General features: G+C 52.2%; 18 protein-coding genes and 1 pseudogene. 12 read left to right on the forward strand and 7 right to left on the reverse strand.

What is annotated here, in order from left to right; all coding sequences use genetic code 11:
• Positions 1 to 7: 7 nt before the first annotated feature.
• The 8 genes from ispG to DA718_RS07550 all read left to right on the forward strand — a co-directional run bounded on the left by ispG (position 8) and on the right by DA718_RS07550 (position 7,268).
• Entirely contained in the window at positions 8 to 1,129 is a 1,122-nt protein-coding gene (gene ispG, locus DA718_RS07515) for a flavodoxin-dependent (E)-4-hydroxy-3-methylbut-2-enyl-diphosphate synthase (RefSeq protein ID WP_112215470.1), read from the forward strand.
• Between the two features lie 91 nt (positions 1,130 to 1,220).
• Positions 1,221 to 2,495, forward strand: a complete 1,275-nt coding sequence (hisS, locus tag DA718_RS07520) for a histidine--tRNA ligase (protein WP_112215471.1) — start codon at positions 1,221 to 1,223, stop codon at positions 2,493 to 2,495.
• Positions 2,496 to 2,529: 34 nt separating this feature from the next.
• Positions 2,530 to 3,150, forward strand: a complete 621-nt coding sequence (locus DA718_RS07525; protein WP_112215472.1) for a YfgM family protein — start codon at positions 2,530 to 2,532, stop codon at positions 3,148 to 3,150.
• A 10-nt stretch (positions 3,151 to 3,160) separates the two neighbouring features.
• Positions 3,161 to 4,339, forward strand: coding sequence for an outer membrane protein assembly factor BamB (bamB, locus tag DA718_RS07530; protein ID WP_110272112.1), 1,179 nt, complete (start codon positions 3,161 to 3,163; stop codon positions 4,337 to 4,339).
• A gap of 115 nt (positions 4,340 to 4,454) precedes the next feature.
• On the forward strand, positions 4,455 to 5,933 hold the full coding sequence (der, locus tag DA718_RS07535) for a ribosome biogenesis GTPase Der (RefSeq protein WP_112215473.1): 1,479 nt from the start codon (positions 4,455 to 4,457) through the stop codon (positions 5,931 to 5,933).
• A gap of 159 nt (positions 5,934 to 6,092) precedes the next feature.
• A complete protein-coding gene (locus DA718_RS07540) occupies positions 6,093 to 6,470 on the forward strand; it encodes a TonB family protein (protein WP_112215474.1) in 378 nt (125 codons plus the stop codon).
• A gap of 56 nt (positions 6,471 to 6,526) precedes the next feature.
• Positions 6,527 to 6,919 carry a cell envelope integrity TolA C-terminal domain-containing protein gene (locus DA718_RS07545; RefSeq protein ID WP_112215475.1) on the forward strand — a complete coding sequence of 131 codons (393 nt, stop codon included), beginning with the start codon at positions 6,527 to 6,529 and terminating at the stop codon, positions 6,917 to 6,919.
• 130 nt (positions 6,920 to 7,049) lie between these two features.
• On the forward strand, positions 7,050 to 7,268 hold the full coding sequence (locus DA718_RS07550; protein ID WP_112215476.1) for a zinc ribbon domain-containing protein: 219 nt from the start codon (positions 7,050 to 7,052) through the stop codon (positions 7,266 to 7,268).
• A 6-nt stretch (positions 7,269 to 7,274) separates the two neighbouring features.
• On the opposite strand, the gene xseA is transcribed toward DA718_RS07550, so the two are convergent.
• Entirely contained in the window at positions 7,275 to 8,645 is a 1,371-nt protein-coding gene (xseA, locus tag DA718_RS07555) for an exodeoxyribonuclease VII large subunit (protein ID WP_112215477.1), read from the reverse strand.
• A 158-nt stretch (positions 8,646 to 8,803) separates the two neighbouring features.
• Here xseA and guaB point away from each other — a divergent pair, with 158 nt between their 5' ends.
• Both guaB and guaA read left to right on the forward strand, forming a co-directional pair.
• On the forward strand, positions 8,804 to 10,270 hold the full coding sequence (guaB, locus tag DA718_RS07560; RefSeq protein ID WP_110272117.1) for an IMP dehydrogenase: 1,467 nt from the start codon (positions 8,804 to 8,806) through the stop codon (positions 10,268 to 10,270).
• A 68-nt stretch (positions 10,271 to 10,338) separates the two neighbouring features.
• Positions 10,339 to 11,916, forward strand: a complete 1,578-nt coding sequence (gene guaA / locus DA718_RS07565) for a glutamine-hydrolyzing GMP synthase (RefSeq protein WP_112215478.1) — start codon at positions 10,339 to 10,341, stop codon at positions 11,914 to 11,916.
• A gap of 72 nt (positions 11,917 to 11,988) precedes the next feature.
• Here the strand turns inward: guaA and DA718_RS07570 are convergent, their stop codons facing one another.
• Positions 11,989 to 13,185, reverse strand: coding sequence for an MFS transporter (locus DA718_RS07570; RefSeq protein ID WP_112215479.1), 1,197 nt, complete (start codon positions 13,183 to 13,185; stop codon positions 11,989 to 11,991).
• 72 nt (positions 13,186 to 13,257) lie between these two features.
• Between DA718_RS07570 and DA718_RS07575 the strand changes: the two are divergent.
• Positions 13,258 to 14,174: pseudogene (locus tag DA718_RS07575) on the forward strand (LysR family transcriptional regulator).
• 17 nt (positions 14,175 to 14,191) lie between these two features.
• Here DA718_RS07575 and DA718_RS07580 read toward each other — a convergent pair.
• Positions 14,192 to 14,383 carry a YfgG family protein gene (locus DA718_RS07580; RefSeq protein WP_167492731.1) on the reverse strand — a complete coding sequence of 64 codons (192 nt, stop codon included), beginning with the start codon at positions 14,381 to 14,383 and terminating at the stop codon, positions 14,192 to 14,194.
• 369 nt (positions 14,384 to 14,752) lie between these two features.
• Here DA718_RS07580 and DA718_RS07585 point away from each other — a divergent pair, with 369 nt between their 5' ends.
• A complete protein-coding gene (locus DA718_RS07585) occupies positions 14,753 to 16,972 on the forward strand; it encodes an EAL domain-containing protein (protein WP_112215481.1) in 2,220 nt (739 codons plus the stop codon).
• 43 nt (positions 16,973 to 17,015) lie between these two features.
• On the opposite strand, the gene ppx is transcribed toward DA718_RS07585, so the two are convergent.
• From ppx to purM, 4 genes are all read right to left on the reverse strand, one after another.
• On the reverse strand, positions 17,016 to 18,557 hold the full coding sequence (ppx, locus tag DA718_RS07590; RefSeq protein WP_112215482.1) for an exopolyphosphatase: 1,542 nt from the start codon (positions 18,555 to 18,557) through the stop codon (positions 17,016 to 17,018).
• Between the two features lie 3 nt (positions 18,558 to 18,560).
• A complete protein-coding gene (ppk1, locus tag DA718_RS07595) occupies positions 18,561 to 20,621 on the reverse strand; it encodes a polyphosphate kinase 1 (RefSeq protein ID WP_112215483.1) in 2,061 nt (686 codons plus the stop codon).
• Positions 20,622 to 20,800: 179 nt separating this feature from the next.
• The gene (gene purN, locus DA718_RS07600) at positions 20,801 to 21,442 is read right to left on the reverse strand and encodes a phosphoribosylglycinamide formyltransferase (protein ID WP_112215484.1); all 642 of its coding nucleotides are present in this window, start codon (positions 21,440 to 21,442) and stop codon (positions 20,801 to 20,803) included.
• Positions 21,439 to 22,476, reverse strand: coding sequence for a phosphoribosylformylglycinamidine cyclo-ligase (purM, locus tag DA718_RS07605; RefSeq protein WP_112215485.1), 1,038 nt, complete (start codon positions 22,474 to 22,476; stop codon positions 21,439 to 21,441). The genes purN and purM overlap by 4 nt, the downstream gene beginning before the upstream one ends.
• Between the last annotated feature and the right edge of the window lie 258 nt (positions 22,477 to 22,734).

Raw genomic sequence — 22,734 nt, forward strand, 5'->3', positions numbered from 1 at the left:
ATTTTTCATGCATAACCAGGCTCCGATTCAACGTAGAAAATCTAAACGAATTTACGTTGGGAATGTGCCGATTGGCGATGGTGCACCTATCGCCGTACAGTCGATGACCAACACTCGCACCACTGACGTGGCGGCGACAGTCAATCAAATTAAAGCGTTAGAACGCGTTGGCGCAGACATTGTCCGCGTTTCCGTGCCGACAATGGACGCGGCTGAAGCATTCAAACTTATCAAACAGCAGGTTAATGTCCCGCTGGTTGCCGATATCCACTTTGATTACCGTATTGCGCTGAAGGTTGCGGAATACGGCGTCGATTGCCTGCGTATTAACCCAGGTAATATCGGTAATGAAGAGCGTATACGCATGGTCGTAGATTGCGCTCGCGATAAAAATATTCCCATTCGTATCGGGGTGAACGCCGGTTCTCTGGAGAAAGATCTCCAGGAAAAATATGGTGAACCGACGCCACAGGCGCTGCTGGAATCTGCCATGCGTCATGTCGATCATCTCGATCGCCTGAACTTTGAACAGTTCAAAGTCAGCGTAAAAGCTTCCGATGTATTCCTGGCGGTTGAATCCTACCGTCTGCTGGCGAAGCAGATCGATCAGCCCCTGCACCTGGGGATCACCGAAGCCGGTGGCGCCCGCAGCGGTGCGGTGAAATCAGCTATTGGCCTCGGTTTGCTGCTTAATGAAGGCATTGGCGACACCCTGCGCGTTTCGCTGGCAGCAGATCCGGTTGAAGAGATCAAAGTCGGATTCGACATTCTGAAATCTCTGCGTATTCGCGCGCGCGGCATTAACTTCATTGCTTGCCCAACCTGCTCGCGTCAGGAGTTTGACGTTATCGGCACTGTTAATGCGCTGGAGCAGCGTCTGGAAGATATCATTACGCCGATGGATATTTCGATCATTGGCTGCGTGGTAAACGGTCCTGGTGAGGCGCTGGTATCTACGCTCGGCGTAACCGGTGGCAATAAGAAAAGTGGCCTGTACGAAGATGGCGTACGTAAAGACAGGCTGGATAACGACGATATGATCGATCAGTTGGAAGCGCGTATCCGTGCCAAAGCATCGATGCTTGATGAAGCACGTCGTATCGATATTCAACAGGTTGAAGCAAAATAACGTGTTGGGAAGCGATACGCTTCCCGTGTATGATTGAACCTGCGGGCGCGAGGCGCCGGGGTTCATTTTTGTATATATAAAGAGAATAAACGTGGCAAAGAACATTCAAGCCATCCGCGGCATGAACGATTATCTGCCGGGCGAAACCGCTCTCTGGCAGCGCATTGAAGGCACACTGAAGCAGGTGCTCGGTAGCTACGGTTACAGCGAAATCCGTATGCCGATTGTAGAGCAGACCCCGTTATTCAAACGCGCGATCGGTGAAGTCACCGACGTGGTTGAAAAAGAGATGTACACCTTTGAGGACCGTAATGGTGATAGCCTGACGCTGCGTCCGGAAGGCACGGCTGGCTGCGTACGCGCCGGTATCGAGCATGGTCTCCTGTACAATCAAGAACAGCGCCTGTGGTACATCGGGCCGATGTTCCGCCATGAGCGTCCGCAAAAAGGGCGCTATCGCCAGTTCCACCAGATTGGCGCGGAAGCGTTCGGCCTGCAGGGGCCTGATATTGATGCCGAACTGATTATGCTGACCGCTCGCTGGTGGCGTGAGCTGGGTATCTCCAGCCATGTTGCGCTGGAGCTGAACTCCATCGGTTCGCTGGAGGCGCGCGCCAACTATCGCGATGCGCTGGTGGCTTACCTTGAGCAGTTTAAAGATAAGCTTGATGAAGACTGTAAACGCCGCATGTACACCAACCCGCTGCGCGTACTGGATTCCAAAAACCCGGACGTACAGGCGCTGCTGAACGACGCGCCAGCGCTTGGTGACTATCTTGACGAAGAGTCTAAAGAGCACTTCGCCGGGTTGTGCGCTCTGCTGGATGCCGCCGGTATCAGCTATACCGTGAACCAGCGCCTGGTGCGTGGTCTCGACTATTACAACCGCACTGTGTTTGAGTGGGTAACGACCAGCCTTGGCTCACAGGGCACTGTTTGTGCCGGGGGCCGTTATGATGGTCTGGTTGAGCAACTTGGTGGCCGTGCAACCCCTGGTGTTGGTTTTGCTATGGGGCTGGAACGTCTGGTTTTACTGGTCCAGGCAGTGAATCCGGAATTTAAAGCAGATCCTGTTGTCGATATATACCTGGTAGCCTCCGGAACCGAAACCCAGATTGCTGCTATGCGTCTGGCTGAACAGGTTCGTGATGCGTTACCCGGCGTTAAGCTGATGACCAACCACGGCGGCGGCAACTTCAAGAAGCAGTTTGCCCGTGCGGATAAATGGGGCGCTCGTATTGCTCTGGTGGTGGGTGAGTCAGAAGTCGCTGACGGAAACGTGGTAGTGAAAGATTTACGCTCAGGTGAGCAAACTACCGTAACGCAGGATAGCGTTGCCGCGCATTTGCGCACACTTCTGGGTTAATCTCCCGGGAATCATTAGTCAGGAGAAGGACTGCGTGGAAACTTACGATAACGAAAACGATCAGGTCGATGCGCTGAAGCGTTTCTTTGCCGAAAATGGCAAAGCGTTGGCCGTCGGAGTGGTTTTGGGCGTTGGCGCACTGGTTGGCTGGCGCTACTGGACATCCCATCAGTTAGACACTGCCAGAGGTTCGTCTCTGGCCTATGAGAATGCGATTTCCGCGCTTAAATCGGATAAGCCAGAAGCACTGAACGCGGCGCAGAAATTTGCCGCTGACAGTAAAAACACCTACGGTGCGTTTGCGTCTCTTGAGCTGGCGCAGCAGTTTGTCGATAAGAACGACCTGCAGAACGCTGAAAAGCAGCTTCAGCAGGGGCTGACAGCCGCTTCTGATGATAATCTGAAATCGGTTATCAATATGCGTCTTGCTCGCGTTCAGCTGCAGCTGAAACAGCCTGATGCCGCGTTAAAAACCCTTGATGCCGTTAAAGGCGAAGGTTGGACCTCAATTGTTGCTGATTTGCGCGGTGAGATCCTGCTGAGTAAAGGCGATAAGCAAGGGGCTAAAGCGGCCTGGGAAGCGGGCGAGAAAAGTGATGCTTCACCGGCGCTCAGCGAAATGATGCGTATGAAAATAAATAATTTGTCCATCTGAGAGGGACTCGATGCAATTGCGTAAATTACTTTTGCCAGGGCTGCTTTCCGTTACTTTATTGAGCGGTTGTTCGCTGTTTAATAGCGAAGAAGATGTGGTGAAAATGTCACCATTGCCGACGGTGGAAAACCAGTTTACGCCGTCCACGTCCTGGAGCACCTCAGTTGGCGGCGGTATCGGCGAATTTTACTCTAATCTTCACCCGGCGTTTGCCGATGGCGTTGTCTATGCCGCCGATCGGAAAGGCACTGTTAAAGCTCTGAATTCAGGTGACGGTAAAGAAGTATGGTCGGTTAACCTGGCAGAGAAAGACGGCTGGTTCTCCCGCGCGCCTGCACTGCTTTCCGGCGGCGTGACCGTTTCCGGCGGTCATGTTTATATCGGTAGTGAAAAAGCCAAAGTCTTTGCGCTGAATACCAGCGATGGCACCGTCGCGTGGGAAGCGAGCGTGGCGGGTGAAGCCATTTCTCGTCCGGTGGTGAGCGACGGCATGGTTCTGATTCATACGACCAACGGTCAGTTGCAGGCTCTGAACGAGGCTGATGGTGCAGTAAAATGGACCGTCAACCTTGATATGCCAGCGCTTTCCCTGCGTGGTGAATCCGCTCCCGCTACCGCCTACGGTGCTGCCGTTGTTGGTGGTGACAACGGTCGCGTAAGCGCGGTGCTAATGCAGCAGGGCCAGATGATTTGGCAGCAGCGTATCTCTACCGCGACCGGCCCGACTGAAATCGACCGCCTTAACGACGTCGATACAACTCCGGTTATCGTTAACGGCGTAATTTATGCGCTGGCCTATAACGGCAACCTGACGGCGCTGGATCTGCGTAGCGGCCAGATTATGTGGAAACGCGAGCTGGGTTCAGTGAACGATTTCATTGTTGACGGCAACCGTATTTACCTGGTTGACCAGAATGACCGTGTGCTGGCGCTGACCACTGACGGTGGCGTGACGCTGTGGACGCAAAGCGATCTACTGCATCGCCTGTTAACTGCGCCAGTGTTGTATAATGGAAACCTGGTCGTTGGCGATAGCGAAGGCTATATGCACTGGCTCAACCCGGAAGATGGCCACTTTGTGGCCCAGCAGAAAATGGATAGCTCCGGCTTCCTGACCGACCCGGTAGTTGCTGACGGTAAACTGCTGATTCAGGCCAAAGACGGCACGCTGTACGCAGTTACGCGTTAAGTACAGCGGTAGTTTGTTTTTGAGAAACGGCCCCTGGCAGACAGGGGCCGTTTTGACTTTTTTAGAAACGTCGTGAAAAGCGACGTTGTATCGATTTTTGTAAGAGGCATTTAACATGATACCTGTGGTCGCGCTTGTCGGGCGCCCTAATGTTGGAAAATCCACGCTTTTCAACCGTTTAACGCGCACTCGTGATGCGTTGGTCGCGGATTTTCCGGGGCTGACTCGTGACCGTAAGTACGGTCGTGCTGAAGTAGAAGGTCGTGAATTTATCTGTATTGATACAGGCGGGATCGACGGTACCGAAGATGGCGTAGAAACGCGGATGGCGGAACAGTCGCTGCTGGCGATTGAAGAAGCGGACGTGGTGCTGTTTATGGTCGATGCGCGCGCGGGCTTGATGCCTGCGGATTCAGCAATCGCCAAGCATCTGCGCTCTCGCGAAAAACCGACCTTCCTGGTGGCGAACAAAACTGACGGTATCGATGCCGATCAGGCAGTTGCTGATTTCTGGTCGTTGGGTTTGGGTGAGATTTACCCGATTGCCGCTTCGCACGGTCGTGGCGTTACCAGCCTGCTGGAGCACGTGCTGCTTCCGTGGGTTGACGAAGTGAACCCGCCGGAAGAAGTTGACGAAGACGCGGCATACTGGGCGCAGTTTGAAGCCGAGCAGAATGGCGAAGAAGTTGAAGAGCCGGAAGATGACTTTAACCCGCAGGATCTGCCAATCAAGCTGGCGATTGTAGGACGTCCGAACGTCGGTAAGTCAACGCTCACCAACCGTATTCTGGGTGAAGACCGCGTGGTGGTCTACGATATGCCCGGTACCACTCGCGACAGTATCTATATCCCGATGCAGCGCGATGAGCGTGAATATGTGCTGATTGATACCGCGGGCGTACGTAAGCGCGGAAAAATTACCGATGTCGTAGAGAAGTTCTCGGTGATTAAAACGCTACAGGCTATTGAAGATGCTAACGTCGTGCTGCTGGTGATTGATGCACGGGAAGGTATTTCCGATCAGGACCTGTCTCTGCTGGGCTTTATCCTCAACAGCGGCCGCTCGCTGGTGATTGTCGTCAATAAATGGGACGGCCTGAGTCAGGAAGTAAAAGAGCAAGTGAAAGAGACCCTGGACTTCCGTCTGGGCTTTATCGACTTCGCCCGCGTGCACTTTATCTCCGCACTGCACGGCAGCGGCGTAGGTAATCTGTTTGAATCCGTACGTGAAGCCTACGACAGCGCAACCCGTCGCGTGGGTACCGCCATGCTGACTCGCATCATGACCATGGCTGCCGAAGATCACCAGCCGCCGCTGGTGCGAGGCCGTCGCGTGAAGCTGAAATATGCTCACGCCGGTGGCTATAATCCGCCAATCGTGGTTATCCATGGTAACCAGGTGAAAGATCTGCCGGATTCTTACAAGCGCTACCTGATGAACTACTTCCGCAAATCGCTGGAAGTGATGGGTACGCCGATTCGTATTCAGTTCAAAGAAGGGGAAAACCCGTTTGCTAATAAACGTAATACCCTGACGCCGAACCAGATGCGTAAGCGTAAGCGTCTCATCAAACATATCAAGAAAAGCAAATAAGCTATTTGCCTGAATAAAGACTCCAAAGCCCACATCTGTTGGGCTTTTTTATTTAGCGCGATCGCCAATTAACCACAATAAGGTAAACCTGCTTGAGGTAGTTGTATAAATATGAGAAAAATCAGTGAGGGTTAATGCTTCTATGACAATGAGGTCAAAATGAAAAAAATTTTAGCTATCCTGATGCTGTTTATTACCCCAATCGCGTATGCCGCTGAATCACAACCTATTGAACCTCGAATTAAGCCTGTTTATCCCGCTAAAGCTGAGAAAAAAGGAATCTCAGGTCAGGTTAAGGCGCAATTTGATGTAGACGATAATGGCCTCGTCACTAACATTCAATTGTTAAGTGTTGACCCTTCCGGAATGTTTGATAACGAGGTCAGGGCAGCCATGAACAAATGGCGATATGTTAAAGGGAAGCCCTCCAGGAATAACATCATTACCATTAACTTCAGGCCATGTCCGTTCTCCGTAGAGGTGCCAGCGCCAAACCAACCGGGTAGCATTAAAAGTAGAGGAGTTCCTTTTAGATAAGAAGAATTCATTTAAAACAGTTTATAGAGAATTGTTTAAAGGGAGGAAACAGTGATATGCAAAAGGTAATGATAATGGGTATTTTAGTCATCTTTACTAGTGGTTGTGCGCCGTTGCGTCCTTCTGATTGCCATAAAACGACGGCGTTAGGGAGTTGTGACTCTGGACGCTTCACTGATGACGATGAATATGGCAAGCAGGCCAGAGCGATTAAAGCGTCCATAGAGTCCCAGCTATCCGATCGCTACACATGGACGGGCAAAAAATGCAGGATACACATGAGCTTTAGCTACAACGGACAACTGAATAGCATCACTACAAGTGAAGGCAACAAACAATATTGTGCCGCGCTGGTTGCCGCCGCTAAACGGGCCACCTTTACGCCGTTTACTAATGAGAAAATCTATGACGCTTTTGCTCAATCGCGATTCAGCATGCAGGGTGAATAAAACGAAACTCGGTGATGGATGAATAGCCTGTTTGTCATTAATGATTATCCAGTTGCAACAGCTGCTTCTCGGCCCCTACTCGCTGCAAACGTGATAAAATAACGAAATATAAACGTCGTCAGGAGTCACTATGGAATTTGATTGCCCCGTCTGCCACGCGCAGCTTGATATTCAGGCTAATAGCGCCCACTGCGATCGTTGTGCAAAAGATTATGTTGTGGAAGCACGCTGTCCGGACTGCCACAAGCCGCTGGAAGTTTTAAAAGCTTGTGGCGCGGTAGATTATTTTTGCCAGAACGGACATGGGCTGATTTCGAAAAAACGCGTGGAGTGGGTGGAAACCGAATAACCGACGTTACTTCTTCTTCGCCCGGGTTTTCTTCACGGGCGTCACCGTTTTTACCTCGCTCTCTACCCAGCCGTCGTTGAGGCGGGTAGTGAGTAAATCCCCCTCGCGAACCTGTTTGGTTTGCTTCAGGACTTTGCCGTCGCTGGCGGAAGTGACGCTATAGCCGCGGGCAAGCGTTGCCAGCGGGCTGACGGCTTCCAGGTGAGTCACCATATTACCGAAGCGCTCGCGCTGATCGCTTAAACGGGCGCGGATGTTTTCCGCCAGCCGGTATTCCAGTTGCTGAATACGGCTCTGGGCGCGATGAATACGCGGCTGTGGGTTTTGTTGATTCAGGCGTTGCGTGGCGCGCTGCTGGCGCTGGTCAACGCGCTTCATCTGCGTTTCAAGAGCGAAACGCATACGTTGACGCAATCTTTCCAGCTCCGTTTGCTGACGGGCCAGACGTAGCTGGGGATGCTGTTGCTGCAGGCGGTGAAAAATCTGGGTAAAGCGATGATGCCGGTTGGCAAGGAAGTAGTCCATCGCCATCTCCAGACGTTGCTGCCCGGATTGTAGCTGGCGAAGCAGCTCCTGCTGATTACGGCTGACAATCTCTGCCGCTGCGGAAGGCGTAGGCGCGCGCAGATCGGCGACAAAATCAGCAATGGTCACATCGGTTTCATGACCCACAGCGCTGACTACTGGAAGACGACTGGCAAAAATAGCCCGGGCTACCCGCTCGTCGTTAAAGCTCCACAAATCTTCCAGTGAACCGCCTCCGCGCCCGACAATTAACACATCGCATTCATTACGTGCGTTGGCAAGCTCAATGGCGCGAACGATTTGTCCTGGCGCATCATCGCCCTGAACGGCGGTCGGGTAGATAATCACCGGCAGGGAAGGGTCGCGACGTTTGAGCACGTGTAAAATATCGTGCAGCGCGGCCCCGGTTTTCGACGTAATGACGCCGACACAGTGTGCTGGAGCGGGGAGTGCTTGTTTATGCTGTTGATCGAACAGTCCTTGCGCAGCCAATGCTGCCTTAAGTTGTTCATATTTCTGCTGAAGCAGGCCTTCACCCGCAGGCTGCATGCTTTCGACGATGATTTGATAATCACCGCGTGGTTCATACAACGTAATGTTGGCGCGAACCAACACCTGTTGCCCATGCTGCGGACGAAACGTCACGCGGCGGTTGCTGTTGCGGAACATCGCGCAGCGAACCTGGGCGTTATCGTCTTTTAAAGTGAAGTACCAGTGACCTGAAGAGGGCTGGCTGAAATTCGAGATCTCGCCGCTAATCCATACCTGACCCATTTCACGTTCCAGCAGCAAACGAACCGACTGATTCAGGCGGCTAACCGTGTAAATTGAGGGGGATTGAGATGGCAACATGTGAGCAAGATCAAATTCTAAATCAGCAGGTTATTCAGTAGATAGTAACCTGCTGAGAGGGGATCGCAAGTATTATTTGCAAAAAAGGGTAGATGCAATCGGTTACGCTCTGTATAATGCCACGGCAATATTTATCCACCCAGGTCGAGATATTGCCCATGCTACGTATCGCTAAAGAAGCCCTGACGTTTGACGACGTCCTCCTCGTTCCAGCACATTCAACCGTTTTGCCAAATACCGCCGATCTCAGCACTCAACTGACGAAAACCATTCGTCTGAACATTCCTATGCTTTCCGCTGCAATGGATACCGTGACTGAAGCGCGTCTGGCGATTGCCCTGGCACAGGAAGGTGGTATCGGCTTTATTCATAAAAACATGTCCATTGAGCGCCAGGCTGAAGAAGTTAAGCGCGTGAAAAAACATGAATCCGGTGTGGTTTCCGACCCGCAGACTGTCCTGCCGACAACCACCCTGCGTGAAGTCAAAGAGCTGACCGAACGTAACGGTTTTGCCGGTTATCCGGTCGTGACTGAAGACAATGAATTGGTCGGTATCATCACTGGTCGTGACGTGCGTTTCGTTACTGATATGAACCAGCCAGTCAGCGTTTATATGACGCCGAAAGAGCGCCTGGTCACCGTGCGTGAAGGTGAAACCCGCGAAGTAGTGCTTGCCAAAATGCACGAAAAACGTGTTGAGAAAGCGCTGGTTGTTGACGACAGCTTCCATCTGCGCGGCATGATCACCGTTAAAGACTTCCAGAAAGCAGAACGTAAGCCAAACTCCTGTAAAGATGAGCATGGTCGCCTGCGCGTAGGCGCGGCGGTTGGTGCGGGGGCAGGCAACGAAGAGCGTGTTGATGCGCTGGTTGCTGCGGGCGTTGACATTCTGCTGATCGACTCTTCCCATGGTCATTCTGAAGGCGTGCTGCAGCGTATCCGTGATACGCGTGCCAAATATCCTGACCTGCAAATCATCGGCGGTAACGTGGCTACCGGTGCAGGCGCACGTGCCCTGGCGGAAGCGGGCTGCAGTGCGGTCAAAGTGGGTATCGGCCCAGGTTCCATTTGTACGACTCGTATCGTGACCGGCGTGGGCGTTCCGCAGATTACCGCCGTTTCTGACGCGGTTGAAGCGCTGGAAGGCACCGGTATTCCGGTTATTGCTGACGGCGGTATCCGTTTCTCTGGCGATATCGCCAAAGCGATTGCCGCAGGCGCAGCTGCCGTAATGGTTGGCTCCATGTTGGCCGGTACCGAAGAGTCTCCGGGCGAAATCGAACTCTACCAGGGGCGTTCTTACAAATCTTACCGCGGTATGGGTTCCCTTGGCGCGATGTCCAAAGGCTCTTCTGACCGCTACTTCCAGACCGATAACGCCGCCGACAAACTGGTACCGGAAGGTATCGAAGGTCGCGTCGCTTATAAAGGTCGCCTGAAAGAGATCATTCACCAGCAGATGGGCGGCTTGCGCTCCTGTATGGGTCTGACCGGTTGTGGTACCATCGACACCCTACGGACCAAAGCGGAATTCGTGCGCATCAGCGGCGCGGGTATCCAGGAGAGCCACGTTCACGACGTGACGATCACCAAGGAATCGCCTAACTACCGCATGGGCTCCTGATTTTCTTCGCCCGGCCATGCGCCGGGCGATTTATTTAACCTGTATCACTTGCCTCGGAATTATCGTCAATGACGGATAACATTCATAAACATCGTATTCTTATTCTGGACTTCGGTTCTCAGTACACCCAGCTGGTGGCGCGTCGCGTTCGTGAATTAGGTGTCTATTGCGAACTGTGGGCTTGGGACGTCACTGAAGCTCAAATCCGCGAGTTCAACCCTAACGGCATCATCCTTTCCGGCGGCCCGGAAAGTACCACTGAAAATAACAGTCCGCGCGCGCCGCAGTATGTGTTTGAAGCTGGCGTACCGGTATTTGGCGTATGCTACGGCATGCAGACCATGGCGATGCAGCTGGGCGGCCACGTTGAAGCCTCTAATGAGCGCGAATTTGGCTATGCGCAGGTTGAAGTTCAGACCGATAGCGCGCTGATCCACGGCATTGAAGATGCGCTGAGCGCAGACGGCAAAGCTATGCTGGACGTCTGGATGAGCCATGGTGATAAAGTGACCGCCATCCCGTCTGACTTCGTCACCGTTGCCAGCACCGAAACCTGCCCGTTTGCCATTATGGCTAACGAAGAGAAGCGTTTCTACGGCGTGCAGTTCCACCCGGAAGTCACTCATACCCGTCAGGGTTTGCGTATGCTTGAGCGCTTTGTGCTTGAGATCTGCCAGTGTGAAGCGCTGTGGACGCCAGCTAAAATTATCGACGATGCCATTGAGCGCATTCGTCAGCAGGTTGGCGACGATAAAGTGATCCTCGGCCTGTCCGGCGGCGTAGATTCTTCTGTTACCGCGATGCTGCTGCATCGCGCGATTGGTAAAAATCTGACCTGCGTATTCGTTGATAACGGCCTGCTGCGCCTGAATGAAGCTCAGCAGGTAATGGACATGTTCGGCGATCGTTTCGGCCTGAACATCGTTCACGTTGAAGGTGAAGAGCGCTTCCTGAGTGCGCTGAAAGGTGAAAATGACCCGGAAGCAAAACGTAAAATCATCGGCCGCGTCTTTGTTGAAGTGTTTGATGAAGAAGCGCTGAAGCTGGAAGATGTCAAATGGCTGGCGCAAGGGACTATCTACCCTGACGTCATTGAGTCTGCGGCATCTGCAACCGGTAAAGCACACGTCATTAAATCTCACCACAATGTGGGCGGCTTGCCGAAAGAGATGAAGATGGGCCTCGTTGAACCGCTGCGTGAGCTGTTCAAAGATGAAGTGCGTAAGATTGGTCTCGAGCTGGGTCTGCCGTACGACATGCTGTATCGCCATCCGTTCCCGGGACCGGGCCTCGGCGTGCGCGTGCTGGGCGAAGTGAAGAAAGAGTACTGCGACCTGCTGCGTCGCGCTGATGCCATCTTCATCGAAGAGTTGCACAAAGCTGACTTGTACAACAAAGTGAGCCAGGCGTTCACCGTCTTCCTGCCGGTTCGCTCCGTCGGCGTCATGGGCGATGGCCGTAAGTACGACTGGGTGGTTTCCCTGCGTGCTGTCGAAACCATCGACTTTATGACCGCGCACTGGGCGCATCTGCCGTACGATTTCCTTGGTCGCGTCTCCAACCGCATCATCAACGAAGTCGACGGTATTTCCCGCGTGGTGTATGACATCAGCGGTAAGCCGCCAGCGACCATTGAGTGGGAATAATTTCTCCTCGTAATAGCTAAATTTTTGCTAACTAAAACCCTCTTTGAAAAGAGGGTTTTTTATCCTCGCTGTTTACGATCGCTTGCCAGCCGTTAGCGGTAATTTTATATGTTGGTTGAATGTAATCGATACTGCCAACCCTACCACTATCAACGTTAGTGTAGCGGAAACCGCCAGGCTTCCCTGAATCCCAAGATGATGATTAAGCCACGCATAGGCAAAAGGCGATACGGCTGCTAACAGCTGCGCGGGAATTAACAGAATGCCAGTGCGATGGGCGTAATCTTCGGCGGCAAAAAGTTGTAACGGCAGCGTTGCTTTAAATATGGTTGTCAAACCGTTGATTGCGCCATAGCCCAGTACGAACCCACCGGCCGCCCAGGACAAATAAGGCCCACTCAGGCCAAGCACAAAGCAGAGCGGCATCAGCATGGTGGTCAATAGTGTTAGCCTCAATGGCGTTAATGCTGAACCGGATGCCAGTTCAAGAAAGCGAGCGCCGGTTTGCCCAATCCCCCAGAGCATTCCCACTGCAACAGGAAGTCCGTAGCTGGCAATAAACTCCGGCAGATGCGTCGATGTGCCGTTGGAGACAAAGGTGACCAGCGCAATCAGTGCCGCATACAGCAGAGCTGGGCGCCGATCGTGGCGGGAAATCGGATTGTGTGGTTTTTTCCGTATTGGCGAGGGGAGTTTATGATTCGGCATAGTCCACAACAACACGGCACTAACCAGACCAAAAAGGGCGTAGATCTGCAGAGCATGCCGCCAGTCCATCTGCGTCAGTAGCCATGTTCCGCATGGCCAGAAAATAGCCGAGGCCAATCCTCCGGCCAGAGTCACGCGCGAGATAGTTAGCCTGGCACGCTGTCCGTAAAGATTCACCAGCGCAGCGAACATCGTCTCGTACAGCGCCAGTCGCATGCCGATACCTGTCAATATCCAGGCGGCGAACCAGCTCGTCAAGCCGTGAATATTTGCTATGATGAGGCAACCCGTTGAGATCATCAACGTGCCGGAGATAACCACCCGTTGGCCGCCAAAGTGGGCCAGTAGTCGGGCGATAAACGGAGAGGTTAGCGCCATCATCAACATCGCAATAGTCAGGCCCAGGTAGATTTGCGTTGCGGCCCAGTTGGTGTCCTGGGCAATAGCTCTGGCGAAAGTCCCGGGCATATAAAACGATATCCCCCAGTTGATCAGTTGATTGCATCCGGCGGCAAGGGTGACAAAGCCTGGTGCAGAGAGTGATTTTTCAGGTGTTTTCATCATCTTCCATTCTGTTACGCTGTTGTCGGCAGCATACCCTGCAAGCCATTGTGCAGGCAGGCCAGTTCGTTTATGACCCCTATAAGAGAAACTTTGTGATGATGATGCTCAATCTGGGAAATCTGGCAACTTTTCGTCTGGTGGTACAGCGTGGGAGCTTCTCCGCCGCTGCTGACGTGCTGGGATTATCGCAGCCCGCGGTAAGCCTGCAGGTACGTCAGCTGGAGCAGTTTCTACAGACGCGATTGATTGAACGAACCGGGCGCGGTATTAAAGCGACGGCGGCCGGAATTGCCTTGCTGGCGCACAGCGAGAAGATTGAACTGGCGGTAAGCGCGGCGGTGCAATCAGTTAGTGAATTTAGCCGTGAAATCAGTGGATCAATATCGCTTGGCTCCGGAGCAACTGCCTGTATCCACCTTTTACCTCCGCTACTGCAGAAGCTGCATCAAGATCATCCTCTGCTGACGGTTAGGGTCACGGTCGGCAATACTCTGGAGGTGGTCCGTGCTATTGAGGAGAACCGGCTTGACCTGGGACTGTGTACGCTGCCGGCAAACGGGCGCAGTCTGGCGGTGACGCCGGTTTTAGATGAAGAGTTTGTGTGTATTTTCAGCGATGGACAGGACGAGTTGCCATCGCGTCTGACACCAGAGATTCTGCAATCCTTGCCACTAATTGCTTTTGAAGTGGGGAGTGGAACCCGGGATCTGATTGACGGTTGGTTTCGCACTAATGGACTGATGGTCGTGCCAGTGATGCAGTTAGGCAGCATTGAGGCGATTAAACGCATGGTGCAGGCGGGGCTGGGGTTCAGTATCGTGCCGCGAATGGCGGTAGAGCATCCACAGGATCGCGTCGGCTTAAAAGTTCAATCGTTGACCCCGCTGTTGCATCGTCAGTTAGGTGTAGTTATGCGGCAAGATAAAGTCATCAGCAAGGGAATTGCTGAGATGCTGCGTTTACTACATCAAGTGGGCAACAGATAGTTGGGTACCGCGTGCGCTTATTTTCGTACGGGTGCGTCCGCTGGGGCTGACGGCTCAACGGTGATGGTCGATTGTTGCGATTGTTTCTTGTCCTGATGATGATGCCAGGCGCCGATAGAGGAGTAGACAAAACGTCCAAAAAAGAAGATAAAGCTGATTAGCAGTACGATACGGGTCATGCGACGGTTAAATCGATGTCGTTTACGCATACTGGGTGCCTGACTCACAAAAGGTTCCTTGAAGTATACCCGCAGGGCGGGCGATATGCGTATTAAGGCACAGGAAAGCGGTGGGGTCAATTGATGCGGATGTAAAAATCCGACGGTCAAAACATTAATTAATGTTATATAAGATGATTGTCGTATTTACATGCTTTCTGTTTATGGCGTTTGAGTGCTAAAAAATAAGATTTATTAATATTTGCTGCGTGATTTTTTGATTTATATCAATCGCCTGTTCTCACTGATAACTAAAATCTCCAGCCAGTTCTGCGTTATTATTTTTGGCGCGATTATGATGGTTGGTCGGATGCCTGCCTGAATATACCCTGCAGGATTTAGGGTTATCGTTGAGCATCTATGAGATTAATTAAACTTTACAGGCAATATCGGGATAAATGGTGGGCATTACCGCTCGTCTTACCCACGTTTTTGCTTCCTGTATCAAGATGGGCCAATACCGTTGCTGTGCTGAATGGCAATGACGTTTTTCTTTACTATTTGCCTCTGGGATTAGTGCTTAGCCTGATGCTTTTTTTTGGCTGGGCTGCGTTGCCGGGGATCGTGCTCGGCCTGCTACTTTCCATTACGTACGGCATGACGGCGGAAGATTCCGTTGGCGTTATTTTCCATTTCCTTATTCCAGCGGTGCTGTGTTGGGGAGGTTATCGTATTTTTGTGCCGCGCAGGCAGCAAATCTCTCACGGTAACGTCGGACTGATGCCTCACCGATTGTTCTGGCAAATGCTGCTACCATCGCTGATTTTTCTGGTTCTCTCTCAACTTGCCGAATACCTTGGTATTCATCCTCGTGCCACGGGGCTGTTGGGCGTAAATCCCTTTAGTTTACGTACGTTAATCGCTTTTCAGGCATTGATGGTGGGGTGTTTGACCGGTATACCGTTATGCTATTTTTTGATTCGAATTATCCGAAATCCACTCTATATCCGTGGATTTATTTCTCAGGTTCGCCTGCAAATTGATCCGAAAATAAAATGCCTTGAGATCATTTTATGGGCAGCAGCATTGTTAGTGTTACTAATCTTACTATTAATGCCATTGAACAGTTCTAGTACTATTTTTAGCACAAACTATACGTTGTCATTACTTATGCCAGTCATTTTATGGGGGGCGATGCGCTTTGGTTATCGTTTCATATCATTGATTTGGCCGCCGGTTTTGATTGTTATAATTCATTTTCATTATCAATACTTACCGCTTTCTCCGATTTATAACAATCAGCTGGCTATTACCTCCTCTAGCTATCTGGTCTTCTCTTTTATTATCGCCTACATGGCAATGTTGGCGACTCAGCAGAGGGCTATCTACGCTCGCGTGCGCCGAATGGCCTTTCTCGACCCGGTTGTTCACTTGCCCAATTTGCGCGCGTTGAGCCGCGCGTTGAATCATTCATCCTGGTCAGTGCTATGCCTCTTACGTATTCCTGAGCTGGAAATATTAGGCCGCCATTATGGCGTTCTGTTGCGTATTCAATACAAGCAGCAGCTGGCAGAGTCACTTGGCGGGTTTTTGATGCCGGGGGAGGATGTCTATCAGATGGCCGGGCATGAGCTGGTGGTCCGCCTCAACAGTGAAGACCACCAGCAGCGAATTCCCCTGTTGTATGAGCATCTCAAAAAGTTTCGTTTTGTCTGGAATGGTATGCCACTGCAGCCCCCGGTGGGGTTTAGCTATTGCAACGTTCGCTCCCCGGTGGTTCATCTGCATTTACTGCTTGGCGAGCTCAATAGCGTTGCCGACCTTTCGCTGGCGACCGGGAGTCCGGAAAACTTGCAGCGCCGCGGTGCTATCAATTTGCAGCAAGAGTTGAAAGACAAAGTCACGATAATGAACCAGCTGGTGAAGGCGTTGGAACAGGATAGATTCCTTCTGATGGCGCAACCGATCGTTGGCATTCGTGGTGATAGTTATCATGAAGTCTTACTCCGAATGCTGGATGACAGCGATAAGATAATCATGCCGGACGTTTTTTTACCGGTAGCGTATGAGTTTGGCCTCTCTGCGCGCATTGATAGCTGGGTTCTGGAGCATACGCTCATCTTTATGGACAAGCAGCGCAAGAAGCTGCCGGGGATGCGCCTGGCGATTAATATCTCGCCTTTTTCAGTGAGTAATAGCCATTTTCATCATCAGGTAAAAGCGCTGCTGGAACGTTATGACATCGAACCCTGGCAGATTATTTTTGAGTTGACCGAGAACCATTCGCTGACCAATCCTGAGCAGGCGCGGCAAACCCTGGCGCACTTGCAGGATATGGGGTGTCGCGTGGCCATTGATGACTTTGGTACCGGTTATGCCAGCTATGCGCGGCTAAAAACAATGAATGCTGATCTGCTGAAAATAGACGGTAGCTTTATTCGTAATCTGCTGACCAGCAGCCTGGACTATCAGGCTGTCGCATCCATTTGTCTTCTGGCACGAATGAAAAATATGCAGGTGGTGGCGGAATATGTTGAAACGGCGGAAATTCGCCAGGCGGTGATTTCGCTGGGAATCGATTATATGCAGGGCTACGATATCGGTAAACCCGCACCACTTGAGCGACTTGCCGATGGTTGAACATCATTGAATGGGCCGGTCAGTCCGGCCCATATGAGGTGGATTAAGGCGCTATATCAGGCTGTTCTTCTTCGCTAATCTTCAGCCACCAGTCCGGAACGCCTTCCCAGTACTCCTGCTCTTTTTCCAGATCGAGCAGCACCAGCGCATTTTGACTGAACCAGTCATGGGGGAAAACAAGCGTCCAGTGGTTAGCTTCGGTCTTCAGCGTTAAGGTCGGCGGCGTTGTCGTCGCCTGACGCTGATTATTCAGCAGCACGCCGAGGCGCAGGAGCTGGATCAGCGGCAGAAACTGCTTTTTCTTAAACAGTGTAAAACGTGGCAAATCATCCAGCTTGATCGCTTTACGGTGATAACGAACTAACGTCGCCATCAGCATTTGCTGTTCCTGATTAAAGCCCGGCAGGTCGCTGTTTTGCAGGATATAAGCCGAGTGACGATGCATGCCGCTATGGTTAATGTTTAAGCCGACTTCGTGTAGCATGGTTGCCCACTTCAGTAGCGCCGCGAGATGTGGGTTGGCAAGCTTAGGGTTCTGCTCCTGCCACTGCTCAAACATATGCGTGGTTGTCTCCAGCACCCGACGCGCCTGTTCGCGGTCGATATTGTACTGGTTAGCCAGACTTTGCGCGGTGCGGCTACGAATATCCTGATGGCGGAAACGCCCTTCCATTTCGTACAGGACGCCTTCGCGCAGTGCACCGTCGGACAGGCGCAGTTCCTTAATCGCCAGCGCATCGAACACGCCGCAGAGAATAGCCAGGCCTGGCGCGAAAACGGCTTTTCGGTCTTCAGAAAGTCCCGGCAGGCTAAGAGAGTCGAAATTTTTATATTTCAGCAGCTCTTCGACCAGCATTTCAAGGCGTTCAGGAGTAATAAAGCCATCTTTCTCGCCCATAGCGACCAGCACTTCATGAGCAGCTTTAATGGTGCCGGAGGCACCGAGGGCGACGTTCCAGCCCTGAATGCGGAACTGCCAGGCCAGCGTTTCCAGTTTCTGTACCGCCGACAGGCGCGCGCGCTGGAAATTCTCTTTGCTGATAATACCGCCAGGGAAATAGACCTGGGAAAAGCTCACACATCCCATGCGACGGCTTTCCACCAGGCGAGGTTCGAAATCCTCGCCAATAACCAGCTCGGTAGAGCCGCCGCCGATATCAATAACCAGTTTACGGCCTCGCTCTGGCTGCGTGTGCTCAACACCCATAAAAATCAGGCGCGCTTCTTCGTTGCCAGGGATTATCTCTATCGGATAGGGGATAACCTTTTCTGCGCGCTTGAGGAACTCAGCTGCGTTTACTGCCTGGCGTAACGTGTGCGTCCCGACGATGCAGACGCTGGAGGGGGAAAAACCCTGCAGGCGTTCAGCAAATAGGGACAGGCAGTTCAGCCCGCGCGTAATGGCCTCTTCGCTCAGCACAGAGTTTTCATCCAGACCATCGGCCAGATGCACCCGCTGTTTAAGGCGACCGATGATCTGCATTGCCCCGTCAACGACACGGGCGATCACCATATGAAAACTGTTCGAACCAAGGTCGACCGCAGCAAACTCCTGCGGCCGAGGGGCTTTTTCGTTTATTGGCATAGGTTAATCGGGCTGTTCAAGTGATTTGAGATAGTCGTATATCGCCATCTGTGCGCGAACTTTACGGCGGTTGCCGCGCGGCACGTAGCGATTACTCAGTTCTTTATCAAGATAGCGTGCTTTTACCGTATCGTTGAACAGGATATCGAAAATATCCAGCACGCGCTGTTTTAGTCTTGGATCCAGCAGCGGCGCGGCGACTTCGATACGATAGTCAATATTGCGCGTCATCCAGTCTGCGGACGATAGCCAAACCTGTTTATCGCCGCCGTTTTCGAAGCTATAGACCCGGTCGTGCTCAAGGAAACGGTCCACGATGCTGATCACGCGAATATTATCACTGATCCCTTCCAGACCGGGAATCAGCGAGCACATGCCGCGAATCAGCAAATTAACCGGGACACCGGAGCTTGAGGCCGCGTAGAGACGGTCTACCAGGCCTTTATCAACCAGGTTATTCAGCTTCAGGGCAATACCGGAAGGCTGGCCATTCTGCGCATTGGCGATTTCGCGATCGATCATTTCATAAAGCAGACGGCGCGAGTTCTGCGGCGATACCAGCAGATAGTCGAAGCTGACCGGGCGGTATGGGTTTTCGATAAAGTTAAACACCCGGCGGACTTCATTGGTGATGCGCGCATCGGCGGTCAGTAATGAATAGTCGGTGTAAAGACGCGCGGTTTTTTCGTTGAAGTTGCCGGTACCGATATGCGCATAACGGACGACTTCATCACCCTCTTTACGGGATACGAGGAACAGTTTGGCGTGAATCTTCAGCCCCGGCGCGGAGAAGATAACGTGCACGCCGGCTTCGGTCAGACGTTTGGCCCAATGAATATTGGCCGCTTCGTCGAAACGCGCCTGCAGTTCTACTACCACGGTGACTTTCTTGCCGTTGTGAGCGGCATGGATCATGGAATCAATAATCCGTGAGTCTTTGGCCACGCGGTAGATATTGATTTTGATAGCCAGCACGTTCGGATCGAAAGAGGCCTGACGCAACAGTTCGAGCACGTGCTCAAAGGTGTGGTACGGATAATAGAGCAGCACGTCGCGTTCGCGAATCGCGTCAAATCCGTTGCGGAACTTATCGAACCACAAATGACGCAGGCGCGGCATCGGCTTGTTGACCAGATTGGCTTTGCCAACATTTGGGAAGCCGATAAAGTCTTTAAAATTGTGGTAGCGTCCACCAGGCAGCATGGAGTCGTAGTTGGAGATAGACAGCTTATCGCGCAGCATTTCGACCATTGCGTCAGGCATATCGCGCTGATAGACAAAACGTACCGGTTCTGCGGTCAGACGCTGCTTCAGACTGGAGGACATCAGTTCCATCAGGCTCGATTCCATCTCGTGCACCAAATCATATTCGGCATCACGGGTCATTTTCATCGAGTAGGCATTCAGCGCGTCGTAATCGAAGAAGCCTTTAAAGATATCATCCAGGCAGTAGCGCAGAATGTTATCCAGCAAAATCATTGGCTTGCGGCGTCGAGGCGCTTCCGGCGGCAGGTTTACAAAACGGGGAACCTTATCTGACGGAATTTCCAACAGCGCGTAATTGATAGTATCCCCGCGGATGATCTCTACCGCCAGATAGGTGTAATCATCTTTCAGAAATTGCACCAAATCCGTTTCACGATTAATCAGGATCGGCGAAATGTGCTGGCGAAGATAGAGCTTGAAGTAATTTCGCAGCCAGGACTGCTGGTTGACGGAGAGTTGACGCTCGTTAATCAGAAAAATCTGGTTACGCGCCATTTCCAGCAGCAGCTCGTTATACAGACCATCAAATTCCTGATCGGCCTTTAGTACACGAGCCTGGATTTTGCCTAGCAGGTGACGAGAGTGGGCGGTACTGCCTTGCTCTTCACTGATGATGATGCGGCGCTTAAGCTCGGCAAACCGCACTTTATAAAATTCATCGAGGTTGTTGGAGTAAATTCCTAAAAAACGCATGCGTTCAATCAGCGGATTGCTTTTGTCCGCCGCTTCCTGAAGTACGCGCTCGTTAAAGGACAACCAACTGAGTTCTTTTTCGATGTATAGCTTTTCCTGGCCCATTACAACTCACACTCCGTTTTACTCACAGGACATAGACTATTATGACGAAATTTTCCGCATAGCGATTCACTGTGTCACAACAATATGACAGTAAGAAGAACTATTTCTTCGACATGATTGATTGTTAAACGATTTTAATCAAAAAAAAGCCCCGCATGGATAAAACGCAGGGCGATGGGTTATTCTTCAGCGGCGTAGCCCTGGGGCGGTAGCTTTATTTTGTCGAGCCAGGCTTCTTTGCCATCGGTACGCAGGCGACCATCGACAAACCAACTGACCACCAGCGGATAGATATCGTGCTCCTGAGCCTGGACGCGAGCGGTGATCTCATCTTCGGTATCTTCGGCGAAAACGGGTACCTTCGCCTGAAGTATTACCGGCCCGCCATCCAGTTCGTCGGTGACGAAATGCACCGATGTCCCATGTTCCTCGTCGCCATTTTCCAGCGCCTGGCGATGAGTGTGCAGGCCCGGATATTTTGGCAGCAGGGAAGGGTGGATATTCAGCAGGCGCCCATGATAGTGAGCGACAAACGCCGGGCTGAGAATGCGCATATAGCCGGCCAGTACCACTAGATCCGGCGCATAAGCGTCAATCTCGTGCATCAGTTCGCGATCGAAAGCTTCACGATTAGCGAACTCGCTGGCGGTGAGCGCATGAGCCGGAATATTGGCCTCGCGCGCGCGCTCAAGGCCGAACGCATCGGCCTTGTTGCTGAAGACTGCTCGCAGGGTGCCGTTGATTTTTTTCCGGGCGCAGGCGTCAATAATGGCCTGCAGATTACTGCCGTTGCCGGAAATCAGCACCACGATGTTTTTCATTCAATGACCACACGCTGTTCGGAATCAGAGGCTTTGATATAACCCATTTTCCACGCCTTTTCACCTTTCTCATTCAGGAAGGCGATGGCTTTGTCCGCAGCTTCAGCAGGGAGGGCGATAACCATGCCCACGCCGCAGTTAAAGGTACGATACATCTCATGGCTGCTGACGTTACCGGCAGTTTGCAGCCAGTTGAACACTTCCGGCCACTGCCATGAAGACTCATCGATGACTGCCTGAGTGTTGTCCGGCAGGACGCGCGGGATATTTTCCCAGAAACCGCCGCCAGTCAGGTGGGCGATGGCGTGAACGTCAACGTTAGCAATCAGGTCGAGAATGGATTTCACATAGATGCGGGTCGGGGCCAGCAGGTGATCCGCCAACGACTTACCGTTGAGGTCGGTAGTTTGCGGGTCAACGCCGCTCACTTCGATAATTTTACGCACCAGAGAGTAACCGTTAGAGTGTGGGCCACTGGAGGCCAGAGCCACCAGCACATCGCCATCAGCTACTTTGCTGCCGTCGATAATTTCTGATTTTTCTACCACGCCGACGCAGAAACCCGCCACGTCGTAATCTTCGCCATGATACATACCCGGCATTTCCGCCGTTTCGCCGCCGACCAGCGCGCAGCCGGACTGTAAGCAACCTTCGGCGATACCGCTGATCACGCTGGCTGCGGTATCCACATCCAGTTTCCCGGTTGCGTAGTAATCCAGGAAGAACAGCGGCTCAGCACCCTGAACGACCAGGTCATTCACGCACATGGCGACCAGATCGATACCGATGGTGTCGTGACGCTTTAGATCCATCGCCAGACGCAACTTGGTGCCGACGCCGTCTGTACCAGAAACCAGAACCGGCTCGCGGTACTTCTGCGGCAATGCGCACAGTGCGCCGAATCCGCCCAGTCCACCCATCACTTCCGGGCGACGGGTTTTCTTTACCACGCCCTTAATACGGTCGACGAGAGCGTTGCCTGCATCAATATCTACGCCGGCATCTTTATAGCTGAGAGAGGTTTTATCGGTCACTGCGAAGTCTCCACGCGTTTGCGGTAGCAATAAAAAACGGCGCAATTCTAACAGGGAAAGCAAACGTTTGCGAGCCTGCTTTGCAGCCGACGTAAAACAGCCGCTATGTGCGCAAATTTGATACTGTTCACGAAAATGAAACCGGGTACATTCTTCTGCTTGCCACTGGGTCAGGGAATCACCATCATGTTAATGAAACCGGTTTCTTTTTTATCAATAACAGATAAACCGCGAGTTGGATGGGATTTAGTAAGGGAG

Origin of the sequence: Klebsiella huaxiensis (assembly GCF_003261575.2) — a bacterium.
Lineage (GTDB): Bacteria > Pseudomonadota > Gammaproteobacteria > Enterobacterales > Enterobacteriaceae > Klebsiella > Klebsiella huaxiensis.